This window comes from Pseudomonas sp. IPO3749, from assembly GCF_013386605.1.
Taxonomy (GTDB): Bacteria; Pseudomonadota; Gammaproteobacteria; order Pseudomonadales; family Pseudomonadaceae; genus Aquipseudomonas; species Aquipseudomonas azotoformans_A.
In genome coordinates this window covers 1-12,833 of sequence record NZ_JACARN010000118.1, presented here as the reverse complement: position 1 = coordinate 12,833, position 12,833 = coordinate 1, and the positions used below count along the sequence as shown (strand labels likewise).

The 12,833-nt window shown below is 61.3% G+C and carries 13 protein-coding genes; 11 read left to right on the top strand and 2 right to left on the bottom strand.

Annotated elements, in window-relative coordinates; all coding sequences use genetic code 11:
* Positions 1-87: 87 nt before the first annotated feature.
* The 3 genes from HX812_RS30530 to HX812_RS30520 are packed head-to-tail and all read left to right on the top strand — an operon-like array spanning position 88 to position 2,656.
* Positions 88-1,434, top strand: a complete 1,347-nt coding sequence (locus tag HX812_RS30530) for a nucleobase:cation symporter-2 family protein (RefSeq protein ID WP_016976352.1) — start codon at positions 88-90, stop codon at positions 1,432-1,434.
* A 44-nt stretch (positions 1,435-1,478) separates the two neighbouring features.
* Entirely contained in the window at positions 1,479-1,847 is a 369-nt protein-coding gene (locus tag HX812_RS30525; protein WP_152514674.1) for a hypothetical protein, read from the top strand.
* Between the two features lie 23 nt (positions 1,848-1,870).
* Complete coding sequence (locus HX812_RS30520) at positions 1,871-2,656, top strand: outer membrane protein OmpK (RefSeq protein ID WP_028617274.1); 786 nt, start codon at positions 1,871-1,873, stop codon at positions 2,654-2,656.
* A gap of 3 nt (positions 2,657-2,659) precedes the next feature.
* Here the strand turns inward: HX812_RS30520 and HX812_RS30515 are convergent, their stop codons facing one another.
* Positions 2,660-3,784 carry a patatin-like phospholipase family protein gene (locus HX812_RS30515; RefSeq protein ID WP_038841737.1) on the bottom strand — a complete coding sequence of 375 codons (1,125 nt, stop codon included), beginning with the start codon at positions 3,782-3,784 and terminating at the stop codon, positions 2,660-2,662.
* Between the two features lie 30 nt (positions 3,785-3,814).
* On the bottom strand, positions 3,815-4,750 hold the full coding sequence (locus tag HX812_RS30510; RefSeq protein WP_038841734.1) for a lipid A biosynthesis lauroyl acyltransferase: 936 nt from the start codon (positions 4,748-4,750) through the stop codon (positions 3,815-3,817).
* A gap of 119 nt (positions 4,751-4,869) precedes the next feature.
* Here HX812_RS30510 and minC point away from each other — a divergent pair, with 119 nt between their 5' ends.
* The 8 genes from minC to HX812_RS30470 all read left to right on the top strand — a co-directional run bounded on the left by minC (position 4,870) and on the right by HX812_RS30470 (position 12,760).
* The gene (gene minC / locus HX812_RS30505) at positions 4,870-5,607 is read left to right on the top strand and encodes a septum site-determining protein MinC (protein WP_033900844.1); all 738 of its coding nucleotides are present in this window, start codon (positions 4,870-4,872) and stop codon (positions 5,605-5,607) included.
* A gap of 165 nt (positions 5,608-5,772) precedes the next feature.
* Complete coding sequence (gene minD, locus HX812_RS30500; protein WP_003175251.1) at positions 5,773-6,585, top strand: septum site-determining protein MinD; 813 nt, start codon at positions 5,773-5,775, stop codon at positions 6,583-6,585.
* Positions 6,586-6,588: 3 nt separating this feature from the next.
* On the top strand, positions 6,589-6,843 hold the full coding sequence (gene minE, locus HX812_RS30495; protein WP_010208824.1) for a cell division topological specificity factor MinE: 255 nt from the start codon (positions 6,589-6,591) through the stop codon (positions 6,841-6,843).
* A gap of 96 nt (positions 6,844-6,939) precedes the next feature.
* Positions 6,940-7,575 carry an RluA family pseudouridine synthase gene (locus tag HX812_RS30490; protein ID WP_005789965.1) on the top strand — a complete coding sequence of 212 codons (636 nt, stop codon included), beginning with the start codon at positions 6,940-6,942 and terminating at the stop codon, positions 7,573-7,575.
* 45 nt (positions 7,576-7,620) lie between these two features.
* Complete coding sequence (locus HX812_RS30485) at positions 7,621-8,910, top strand: M18 family aminopeptidase (RefSeq protein ID WP_025854984.1); 1,290 nt, start codon at positions 7,621-7,623, stop codon at positions 8,908-8,910.
* A 100-nt stretch (positions 8,911-9,010) separates the two neighbouring features.
* Complete coding sequence (locus HX812_RS30480; RefSeq protein WP_010208820.1) at positions 9,011-9,187, top strand: hypothetical protein; 177 nt, start codon at positions 9,011-9,013, stop codon at positions 9,185-9,187.
* 52 nt (positions 9,188-9,239) lie between these two features.
* Complete coding sequence (locus tag HX812_RS30475) at positions 9,240-11,405, top strand: mechanosensitive ion channel family protein (RefSeq protein ID WP_038841727.1); 2,166 nt, start codon at positions 9,240-9,242, stop codon at positions 11,403-11,405.
* A 17-nt stretch (positions 11,406-11,422) separates the two neighbouring features.
* On the top strand, positions 11,423-12,760 hold the full coding sequence (locus HX812_RS30470) for an amidohydrolase (protein ID WP_038841724.1): 1,338 nt from the start codon (positions 11,423-11,425) through the stop codon (positions 12,758-12,760).
* Positions 12,761-12,833: the final 73 nt, after the last annotated feature.

The following is a 12,833-nucleotide window of genomic DNA, read 5'->3' as shown; positions in this document are numbered from 1 at the left end:
CCAGCGCGGGGCAAGCCCGCTCACTACAAAAGCTCCCCGCTACACAATTGTTGAAACAACAAAAATAAAAAAGATCCGAGGTGTTGCATGACCGAGTTAGCCGAACCGCAGATTCCTGCCGCGCCCGCCATGGTGCGGCTGCCCCTCTTGCAACTGATTCTGGTAGGCCTGCAACACGTCTTGCTGATGTACGGCGGCGCCGTCGCCGTGCCCCTGATCATTGGCCAGGCCGCCGGCTTGAGCCGTGAAGAAATCGCATTCCTGATCAACGCCGACCTGCTGGTGGCCGGTATTGCCACCATGGTGCAGTCGTTCGGCATCGGCCCAGTGGGCATTCGCATGCCGGTGATGATGGGCGCCAGCTTCGCCGCCGTCGGCAGCATGGTCGCGATGGCCGGCATGCCGGGGATCGGCTTGCAGGGAATCTTCGGTGCGACAATCGCCGCCGGGTTCTTCGGCATGCTCATCGCGCCCTTCATGTCCAAGGTCGTGCGCTTTTTCCCGCCATTGGTGACCGGCACGGTGATCACCGCGATTGGCCTGTCGCTGTTTCCGGTGGCCGTGAACTGGGCCGGAGGCGGCAGCGCCGCCGCTACGTTTGGCTCACCGATCTACCTGGCGATTGCCGCACTGGTACTCGCCACCATCCTGCTGATCAACCGCTTCATGCGCGGCTTCTGGGTGAATATCTCGGTGCTGATCGGCATGGGCCTGGGCTACGCCTTGTGCGGTGCGCTCGGCATGGTCGACCTCAGTGGCCTGGCCATGGCGCCGTGGGTGCAGGTGGTGACGCCGCTGCACTTCGGCATGCCCAAGTTCGAGTTGGCGCCGATCCTGTCGATGTGCCTGGTGGTGGTGATCATCTTTGTCGAGTCCACCGGAATGTTTCTCGCCCTGGGCAAGATCACCGGCCAGGATGTCACGCCGAAGATGCTGCGCCGTGGCCTGCTGTGTGATGCCGGCGCGTCGTTCTTCGCCGGCTTCTTCAACACGTTCACCCACTCCTCGTTCGCCCAGAACATCGGCCTGGTGCAGATGACCGGTGTGCGTTGCCGCTCGGTGACGATCATGGCCGGGGTCTTCCTGATTGTGCTGAGCCTGTTGCCCAAGGCCGCCTACCTGGTGGCGTCGATACCACCGGCGGTGCTGGGCGGAGCGGCGATTGCCATGTTTGGCATGGTGGCGGCGACCGGGATCAAGATCCTGCAGGAAGCCGACATCGCCGACCGTCGCAACCAGTTGCTGGTGGCGGTGAGTATCGGCATGGGCCTGATCCCCGTGGTGCGCCCGGAGTTCTTCGCGCAACTACCGCTGTGGATGAGCCCGATTACCCACAGTGGCATCGCCATGGCCACACTCAGCGCGTTGTCGCTGAATATCCTGTTCAACATCCTGGGTGGCGCTGAACGCCCTGAAGTCGCTCATACGCATTGATTCCTTCGTTCAAACAAAAACAATAACGAAACGGGAATAACCACATGCACACCCTTCACCTGGGGCCGGCCACAAGCCGTGCCCCATTCTCGCCCCACGCGCTCTTTAACAGCGCACTTGAGCCACGGCATAAGAGCCAGTATTCTCCGCGCCCGCTCGAATCGACTCAAAAAAAAACAGCGAATGTAAAAGCTGACTGCAAGGCCAACTTATCCCGGCCTTATGTCTGCGGCCAAAGTGCGCAAAAGTCCTCTGAATTCGACTGCATCCGATGCAGCCGACGGGGATTTTTTGGCTTTTTAAACACCTTGGCGCAGCTCTTGCTAAAAGCACTAAAGCTGACCGAACAGACGATTTTTGCAGCGAACCAAAAGGCGCCACACCAGAGCGCCTGCGTAGAAGAAAAACCATAAAACTTTAACTCGGGAGCAACCGAATGAAACCTATGTTCAAAGGCCTGATGCTGGCGGGATCCCTGCTGGCCGGTGGCCAAGCCGTGGCCGGTGACCTGTTGCAGTGGCAGAACAACAGCCTGACTTACCTGTGGGGCAAGAGCTTTACCGTCAACCCGCAGATCCAGCAAACCGTCACGTTCGAACATGCCGATGCGTGGAAGTATGGCGACAACTTTATCTTCGTCGACCGCATCTTTTACAACGGCAAGGAAGACGGCAACGTCGGCCCCAGTACTTATTACGGTGAAATAAGCCCGCGCCTGTCGTTCGGCAAGATCTTTGATAAAGACCTGTCGTTTGGCCCGATCAAAGACGTGCTGCTGGCATTCACTTACGAGTTTGGCGAAGGCGATAACGAGTCGTACCTGCTCGGCCCAGGCTTTGACCTGAACATCCCCGGCTTCGACTACTTCCAGTTGAACTTCTACCAGCGCCAGACCGAAGGCAATCGTCCGGGTGACGGCGTCTGGCAGATTACTCCGGTCTGGTCCTACACCATCCCGGTGGGCAACTCCGACGTGTTGATCGACGGCTTCATGGACTGGGTCACGGACAACGACAAGAACGCCCGTGGCACCTACCACGCCAACCTGCACTTCAACCCACAGGTCAAATATGACCTGGGTAAAGCGCTGCATTGGGGCGACAAGCAGTTGTATGTCGGCTTCGAATACGACTACTGGAAGAACAAGTACGGGATCGAAGATTCGGGCGCGTTCAAGACTAACCAGGACACCGCGAGCTTCCTGGTCAAGTATCACTTCTGACCGTCAGGCCAGGCCGAGGAATTTCGACAATTCCTCGCGCTTGGCCAACGCGTCGCGCCGCCCCAACTCGATCAACTCGCTGCAATATCCCGCCTCGAACAGCAAGTAACTCAAGACCCCCGCCCCACTCGTCTTGGTCGCCCCCGGCCCACGCAAGAACAAGCGCAATGCCGCCGGCAATTCCTGGCGGTGCCGTGCCGCGATTTCGTCGATCGGCTGGCTGGGCGCAATCACCAGCACTTCTACCGCCGCCACGCCAGGCGCGGCATGGCTGAACTGATTCAAGCGCTCCAGTAACTCGATATCGCTTTCCAGGCTGTCAATGAACGTGCTGTTGAGCATGTGCCCACCGATCTGTGCCAACGTCGGTTCTTGCCCGGTAAAGGTACGTTGCGCCGCCGATTCATTGCCGCGTGGGTTGCCACTGACGCCGACCACCAGCACACGGCTGGCGCCCAGGTGCAACGCCGGACTGATCGGCGCCGACTGCCGCACGGCGCCGTCGCCGAAATATTCCTGGTCGAGTTTGACCGGGGCGAACAGCAAGGGAATCGCGGAGCTGGCCAGCAGGTGTTCAACCGTCAATTGGGTGGGCATGCCGATACGGCGATGGCGCAACCAGGCGTCGATGGTGCCACCACCCTGATAGAAGGTCACTGCCTGGCCGGACTCGTAACCAAAGGCCGTCACCGCCACCGCGTGCAGATGTTTGTTGCGGATGGCTTCGTCGATGCCGGCCAGGTGCAGCTTGTCTTTGAGCAGCGCCTTCAGCGGCGTGCTGTTGAGCAACGCCACCGGCACCTGCGCACCAAGACCGAGGAGGCTGTGAATAAAGAAGCGGCTCGCCTGGCGGATCACCCCCGGCCAATCACTGCGCAGCACCAAGTGGCTGCGAAAGCCCTGCCAGAAGGCGGTCAGGCGTTGGATCGCGGCCCTGAAGTCCGTGGCGCCACTGGCCAGGCTCACCGCATTGATCGCACCGGCCGAGGTGCCGACGATCACCGGAAACGGATTGGGCGCCCCCGGCGGCAACAGCTCGGCAATCGCCGCCAACACCCCCACTTGATACGCCGCTCTCGCCCCGCCGCCGGAAAGAATCAAGCCTGTCACCGGTTCAGCTGGGCGCATTGCGTCACTCCATGTGGGGAAATGTCTGTCTTATCGGCGGCGTTTTTCGTACAACTTAGGCTCACCCGGTGGCCGGCTCTTGAAGCGGCGATGGGTCCACAGGTATTGCTCCGGGCATTCACGCACCGAGGCTTCGACCCACTGGTTGATGCGCAAGCAGTCGGCTTCATCGCTCTCGCCGGGGAAGTCGGTGAGCGGCGGATGGATCACCAGGCGGTAGCCGCTGCCATCGGCCAGGCGTTGTTGAGTGAACGGCACCACCAACGCCTTGCCCAGCTTGGCGAACTTGCTGGTGGCCGGCACGGTGGCGGCCTGGATGCCGAACAGCGGCACGAAGAGGCTTTGCTTGGCGCCGTAGTCCTGGTCCGGTGCGTACCAGATCGCGCGACCGGCGCGCAGCAGCTTGAGCATGCCGCGCACGTCTTCACGCTCCACGGCCAGGGAATCTAGGTTGTGGCGTTCGCGGCCACGGCGCTGGATGTAGTCGAACAACGGGTTGCCGTGTTCGCGGTACATGCCATCAATGGTGTGCTTCTGCCCCAACAGCGCGGCGCCGATTTCCAGGGTAGTGAAATGCAGGGCCATGAGGATCACGCCCTTGCCGTCCAATTGGGCCTGCTTGAGGTGTTCCAGGCCTTCGACGTGGGCCAGGCGCGCCAGGCGCTGGCGCGACCACCACCAGCTCATGGCCATTTCGAAGAAGGCGATGCCGGTGGAGGCAAAGTTTTCCTTGAGCAGTTGCTTGCGCTCTTGGGCGGATTTTTCCGGGAAGCACAGTTCCAGGTTTCGCGCAGCAATGCGGCGACGTTCGCCGGCCACGCGGTACATACCGGCGCCCAGCAGGCGACCAATGGTCAGCAGCGCACGGTACGGCAGCTGGGTGACCAGCCACAACAGGCCGAGCCCCAGCCATAACAGCCAGAAACGCGGGTGAAAAAATACAGCTCGAAAACGCGGGCGATCCATTACAGATTCCGGTAAAGACAAGGGCCGCGCATTCTACAACGGTTCGACTCGGCTTGCGGCGGGTGAGTGTTCTCGTTATAAGTCTCGACACTTTTCGTGACAAGCCGCTTTTGCCGACCATGAGCCAAACCGAACCGCTAGACCAAGATCCCGTGTTCCAGCTGAAAGGCAGCATGCTCGCCATCACCGTGCTGGAACTCGCCCGTAACGACCTCGACGCCCTGGACCGCCAGCTCGCCGCCAAGGTCGCCCTGGCGCCCAATTTTTTCAACAATGCCCCGCTGGTGCTGGCCCTGGACAAACTGCCCGCCGGCCAGGGCAGCATCGACCTGCCCGGCCTGATGCGCGTATGCCGCTCCCACGGCCTGCGTACCCTGGCGATCCGTGCCAGCCGTATCGAAGACATTGCTGCAGCGATCGCCATTGAACTGCCAGTACTGCCACCGTCCGGTGCGCGTGAGCGTCCACTTGAACCATTGGTCGGTGAAGAGAAGAAAAAACCGGAAAAACCACCCGAGCCTGCGATCAAGCCTACAAAGATCATCACCTCGCCCGTACGCGGCGGGCAGCAGATTTACGCCCAGGGCGGCGACCTGGTAGTGATCTCCTCGGTCAGCCCAGGGGCGGAACTTCTCGCCGATGGCAACATCCATGTATACGGCCCGATGCGCGGACGTGCCCTCGCCGGCATCAAGGGTGATACCAAGGCCCGTATTTTTTGCCAGCAGTTGACCGCTGAGCTAGTGTCCATCGCAGGCCAGTACAAGGTTTCAGAAGATTTGCGCCGTGATCCGCTGTGGGGGGCTTCGGTGCAGGTCAACCTGTCGGGCGATGTGTTGAACATCATCCGTCTTTAACGGATACTGCCGCATTTTCCAAGCATCTCTAGACTCTGATAGCACAGCGAAACCGGCATTACTTATGTAGGAATTATTTTTCCTACAAGGCTGTCCGCCTGCAGCGAGTTCCAAGAGATGTTTTTCAGGGACCGAAATGTCCTTCTTCCTTAGGGGTGAAACACCTTGGCCAAGATTCTCGTGGTTACATCCGGCAAGGGTGGTGTGGGTAAGACCACCACCAGCGCCGCTATCGGTACCGGTCTCGCTCTGCGCGGCCACAAGACAGTTATTGTCGACTTCGACGTCGGCCTGCGTAACCTCGACCTGATCATGGGCTGCGAACGCCGCGTGGTGTATGACTTCGTCAACGTGGTCAACGGTGAAGCCAACCTGCAACAGGCCCTGATCAAGGACAAGCGCCTTGAGAACCTGTACGTGCTGGCCGCCAGCCAGACCCGTGACAAAGACGCACTGACCAAAGAAGGCGTGGGCAAAGTCCTGGCCGAGCTGAAGGAAACCTTCGAATACGTGGTCTGCGATTCGCCGGCCGGTATCGAAACCGGTGCTCACCTGGCCATGTACTTCGCGGATGAAGCCATCGTCGTGACCAACCCGGAAGTCTCCTCCGTACGTGACTCGGACCGTATGCTCGGCCTGCTGGCCAGCAAATCCAAGCGCGCCGAAGAAGGCCAGGACCCGATCAAGGAGCACCTGCTGCTCACCCGCTACAACCCTGAGCGCGTCAGCAACGGCGAAATGCTCGGTGTTGAAGACGTGAAGGAAATCCTCGCAGTGACCCTGCTGGGCGTGATTCCAGAATCCCAGGCGGTCCTGAAGGCTTCCAACCAGGGTGTTCCGGTGATTCTTGACGACCAGAGCGACGCCGGCCAGGCGTACAGCGATGCCGTCGATCGCCTGCTGGGCAAGACCGTGGAACACCGCTTCCTCGATGTCAAGAAGAAGGGATTCTTCGAGCGTATCTTTGGAGGCAACTAAACAATGAAATTTCTCGACTTCTTTCGCGCCAACAAAAAGCCTACGACCGCGTCGGTAGCGAAAGAGCGTCTACAGATCATCGTGGCGCACGAACGCGGCCAACGCAGCACGCCGGACTACCTGCCAGCCTTGCAGAAGGAACTGGTCGAGGTGATCCGCAAGTACGTCAATATCGGCAACGATGACGTGCATGTCGCCCTGGAAAATGACGGCAGCTGCTCGATTCTGGAACTCAATATCACCCTGCCTGATCGTTGATCGAACAGGCGGCCGCCACGGCGGCTCGTTCACCCTGATCCCTTTTTGGGGGCCGGGTGGGCGAGCCGCCGTTGGCGTTTGTTACGAGGCTGTTTAATGCCGCTGTCCAATATTCATATCTTGCATCAGGACGATGCCGTCCTGGTGGTGAACAAGCCCACCCTGTTGCTCTCGGTGCCTGGCCGCGCCGACGACAACAAGGACTGCCTGATCACCCGCCTGCAGGAAAACGGCTACCCCGAAGCCCGCATCGTGCATCGCCTGGACTGGGAAACCTCAGGCATCATCCTGCTGGCCCGTGACGCCGACACCCACCGCGAACTGTCCCGCCAGTTTCACGACCGTGAAACCGAAAAGGCCTACACCGCCCTGGCCTGGGGCCAACCGGAACTGGACAGCGGCAGTATCGACCTGCCCCTGCGCTACGACCCGCCGACCAAACCACGGCATGTGGTGGACCACGAATTCGGCAAGCACGCGCTGACCTTCTGGAAGGTGCTGGAGCGCTGTGGCGACTGGTGCCGCGTGGAGCTGACGCCGATTACCGGGCGCTCTCACCAACTGCGCGTGCACATGCTCTCCATCGGCCACCCCTTGCTGGGTGATGGCCTATATGCCCATGAGCAAGCCCTGGCTGCCTGGCCGCGCCTGTGCCTGCATGCAAGCATGCTGAGCTTCACCCATCCGCAAAGCGGCGAGCGTTTGCGTTTCGAGTGCCCTGCCCCGTTCTGAAGAATAAATACGGTAAACTCGCGGCATTGTTGTCTGGAGCTATTTATGCGCGAAGCGTTGAATCAAGGCCTGATCGACTTCCTCAAGGCCTCCCCTACTCCTTTTCATGCCACTGCCGCCCTGGCCCAGCGCCTGGAAGCGGCCGGTTACCAGCGCCTTGACGAGCGCGAGACCTGGACCACCGAGGCCAACGGTCGCTACTACGTGACCCGCAACGATTCGTCGATCATCGCCTTCAAGCTCGGCCGCCATTCGCCGTTGCAGGGCGGTATCCGCCTGGTCGGTGCCCACACCGACAGCCCGTGCCTGCGGGTCAAGCCCCAACCTGAGCTGCAACGCCAGGGTTTCTGGCAACTGGGCGTGGAAGTCTACGGCGGCGCACTGCTGGCACCGTGGTTCGACCGCGACCTGTCCCTGGCCGGCCGCGTGACCTTCCGCCGCGACGGCAAGGTCGAAAGCCAACTGATCGACTTCAAGCTGCCCATCGCCATCATCCCCAACCTGGCCATTCACCTGAACCGTGAAGCCAACCAAGGTTGGGCGATCAATGCCCAGACCGAGCTGCCGCCGATCCTCGCGCAGTTTGCCGGTGACGAGCGTGTGGACTTCCGTGCCGTGCTCACCGAGCAGCTGGCACGGGAACATGGCTTGAACGCCGATGTGGTGCTCGACTACGAGCTGAGCTTCTATGACACCCAAAGCGCCGCGGTTATCGGTCTGAACGGCGACTTCATCGCCGGCGCGCGCCTGGACAACCTGCTGTCGTGCTACGCCGGCCTGCAAGCCTTGCTCACCAGCGACAGCGAAGAAACCTGCGTACTGGTGTGCAACGACCACGAAGAAGTCGGCTCCTGCTCGGCGTGCGGGGCCGATGGCCCGATGCTGGAACAGACCCTGCGTCGCCTGTTGCCGGAAGGGGATGAGTTCGTACGGACCATCCAGAAATCCCTGCTGGTGTCTGCGGACAACGCCCACGGCGTTCACCCGAACTACGCCGAGAAGCATGACGCCAACCACGGCCCCAAGCTCAACGCCGGCCCGGTGATCAAGGTCAACAGCAACCAGCGCTACGCCACCAACAGCGAAACCGCCGGGTTCTTCCGCCACCTGTGCATGGCCCAGGAAGTACCGGTGCAGAGCTTCGTGGTGCGCAGCGACATGGGCTGCGGCTCCACCATCGGCCCGATCACCGCCAGCCATCTCGGCGTGCGTACCGTGGACATCGGCCTGCCGACGTTTGCCATGCACTCCATTCGCGAGCTGTGCGGCAGCCATGATCTGGCGCATCTGGTGAAGGTGCTGGGCGCGTTCTACGCGAGTCACGACTTGCCCTGATGTGGCATGGGGTTGATGTGTTTCTGATACACATCAACCCCACTTCCTGCAATCCGACCTAGACTTGTCAGTATTCCCACTCCGACAAGGCCGTCGCACCATGATCTCCATGTCCTCCTTCCACGCCATGCTGATCCCGATCCTGATCGGCATGATCATGCTCGCCGTGGGCTTCAACTTCCGTGACAAACCCCTCGGTGTGTTTGGCATGTGGATCGGCATGCTGCTGATCCTGGGCACTGTGGTGTACAAGATCCTCGCAAAACTGGCTGAATGACGATTGCGCTCGTACACTCGGTCAACTCGTCGTTTCCAAGGTTGACCGCCTCGTGCTTTCCCGCCTGTTTGCCCTGCCCTGCTATTGCTTGATCGCCGTGCTGACGCTGCTGCCGCTGACGCCTGCCCATGCCGTGGGCCTGCCCGGCCTGCTCGGCAACACCAACAAGACCCAGCCCCAGGCCGAAGTGCCGCTGGGGCAGTCGTTGGACGAGGTGATCAAGACCCTGGAAAACGACCAGCAACGCACCCAATTGCTGAGTGACCTGAAAAAGCTCCGTGAAGCCACGAAAAAAGCCCAGCCGGCCGCCGAAGAAGGCGTGCTGGGGTTGATCGGCGGCACCCTGGCCAACCTGGAAGCACAGTTTTCGGGGGCCGATAGCCCCCTGGGGCGCTGGTCCAATGAAATCGACCAGGCCAAGGAAGAACTCAGTGCACTGATACTGCCGGCCAACGAATGGCTGCCGATCATTTTCGGTTTTGCACTGATCCTTGCCGTGTGGAGCCTGCTCGCCGCCGCGCTGATCTGGCTCAGCCACCGCGTGCGCGAACGCTTCGGCCTGCCCGAAGAACTGCCGCAACATCCGCGTACCTGGGACATGGTGCGCTTTGCCCTGCGCAAACTCGGCCCATGGCTGATTGCCCTGGTGATCACGGTTTACCTGAGTTACGCCCTGCCGTCGTCCCTGGGCAAATCCCTGGCAATGGTGTTGGCCTATGCGCTGGTGGTGGGCACCTGTTTCTCGGCGATCTGCGTGATTGCGTTTTCCGTGCTCGACGGCCCGCATCGCCATCGCGCGTTGTACATCCTGCGTCACCAGGCGTTCCGCCCGCTGTGGTGGATCGGCAGTTTTGCCGCCTTCGGTGAAGCCTTGAGCGACCCGCGACTGGTGGCAGCACTGGGGCAACACTTGTCCCATACCGCCGCGACCATCGCCAATGTGATGGCGGCGTTGTCCACTGGCGTGTTCATCCTGCGCTTCCGCCGACCCATCGCCCACCTGATCCGCAATCAGCCACTGTCACGCCGCCTCACACGTCGCGCCCTCAGCGACACCATCGAAATCATCGGTTCCTTCTGGTACATCCCCGCGCTGCTGTTGGTGGGTATTTCGCTATTCGCTACCTTCGTCTCGGCGGGCGATACCAGCACAGCACTGCGCCAATCGCTGCTGTGCACGGTGCTGCTGGTGCTGTGCATGGTGATCAACGGACTGGTCCGCCGTCACGCCCTCAAGCCACAACGTGGGCACAAACGCCATGCGCTGTACTCCGAGCGCCTGAAAAGCTTCGTCTACACCCTGGCCCACCTGGTGGTGTGGCTGGTGTTTATCGAGTTGGGCCTGCGGGTGTGGGGGCTGTCGCTGATCCGCTTTACCGAAGGCGATGGCCATGAAGTCAGCGTCAAGCTGTTCGGCCTGGCCGGGACCCTGCTGTTTGCCTGGTTGATCTGGATTCTCAGCGACACCGCGATCCACCACGCGCTCACCCGCTCGCGCAAAGGCCTGGCCAACGCCCGCGCGCAGACCATGATGCCGCTGATCCGCAACGTGCTGTTCGTGACCATCTTCATCATCGCCGCCATTGTCGCCCTGGCGAACATGGGCATGAACGTCACGCCACTGCTGGCCGGTGCCGGTGTGATCGGCCTGGCCATCGGTTTCGGCGCGCAGTCGCTGGTGGCGGACTTGATCACCGGCCTGTTCATCATCATCGAAGACTCCCTGGCCATCGATGACTACGTGGACGTCGGCGGTCACCTCGGCACCGTCGAAGGCCTGACCATCCGCACCGTGCGCCTGCGCGACATCGACGGCATCGTGCACACCATTCCGTTCAGCGAGATCAAGAGCATCAAGAACTACTCGCGGGAGTTCGGCTACGCGATCTTCCGTGTGGCGATCCCCTACAACATGGAGATCGACGACGCCATCAAGCTGATGCGCGATGTCGGCCAGAAGATGCGCAACGACCCACTGCAGCGCCGCAATATCTGGTCGCCGCTGGAGATTCAAGGCGTGGAGAGTTTCGAGTCGGGCAGCGCGATTCTGCGCGCACGGTTCAAGACCGCGCCGATCAAGCAGTGGGAAGTGTCGCGGGCGTTCAACCTGTCCCTCAAGCGTCATCTGGACGAGGCCGGGCTGGACCTGGCCACGCCGCGCCTGAGCGTGCAGGTGGTAACCGCCGGCACTGTGCAGGAGAAAGATCAACAACAATAAACTCAGGAGAGGTCCTTATGCGTTTAACCGGTCTGACACACCCGTGGATTTTTGGCATGTTGTGCGGGGTCGCCAGCAGTGCCGTGATAGCCGCCAGCAGCGGCCAGGACAGCGCCCGGGAGGAAATCGCCGCGCAGGCAAAAGCCCTTGAGCCGGCGCTGCTGGAAACCCGACGCGATATCCACGCCCACCCGGAACTGGGCAACACCGAAACCCGCACCGCCGAGCTGGTCGCCAAACAACTGCGCGACCTGGGCCTTGAGGTAAAAACCGGCGTCGCCCGTACGGGCGTCGTTGCTGTACTGAAAGGCGCCCTGCCCGGCCCCACCGTCGCCCTGCGCGCCGACATGGATGCGCTGCCGGTGAAGGAAGTCGCCGACCTGCCCTTCGCCTCCAAAGCCAAAGGCACCTACCTGGGCAAAGAAGTCGACGTGATGCACGCCTGCGGCCACGACGCCCACGTCGCTATCCTGCTGAGCACTGCGAAAATCCTGACCGGTATGCGCGAACGACTGCCGGGCACTGTGGTGTTCTACTTCCAACCGGCCGAGGAAGGCCCGAGCGATTTCATCCCCGACGGCAAAAACACCTGGGGCGCCAAAATGATGGTGCAGGAAGGCGTGATGAAGGCGCCCAAGCCGGACGCGGTGTTCGGCCTGCACGTGTGGGCCGGTGTGCCCGCCGGCCAGATTGCCTACCGTCCGGGACCGACCCTGGCCAGCTCGGACGATCTGCGCATCAAGATCCTCGGCAAGCAAACCCACGCCGGCCGCCCTTGGGATGGCATCGACCCGATCACCGTGGGCGCACAGACTATTGTCGGCCTGCAGACCGTGGTCAGCCGCCGCACCGATATCTCGTCATTCCCGTCGGTGGTGAGCATTGGCACCATCAATGGCGGCACGCGCTACAACATCATTCCGGAGTCGGTAGACATGACCGGCACCATTCGTTCCTACGACTATGGCATCCGCCAGAAGCTGCACGCGGACGTGCGCCAGACCGTGGAGAAAATCGCCGAAAGCGGCGGCGCCAAGGCCGAAGTCACCATCATCGAGAAGTACGATCCGACCATCAACAACCCGGCGCTGACCGAGAAGATGCTGCCGAGCCTGCGCTGGGCGGCCAAGGATGACGTGGTGCAGGGCCCGTTGGTGGGCGGTGCCGAGGACTTCTCGTTTTATGCCAAGGAGGCACCGGGGCTGTTTGTGTTCCTGGGCGTGACGCCGCGGGATCAGGACATGAGCAAGGCAGCGCCGAACCACAATCCGGGGTTCTTCGTGGATGAGTCGGCGTTGGTGGTGGGGGTGAGGACGTTGGCGTCGTTGGCGACGGATTACCTATACACCAACTAATCGCCGAGATGGTTTTCTGTGGTGGGCAGGGTTGGCGTGATGAGCGGGCTTGACCTGTGGTGAGCGGGCTTGC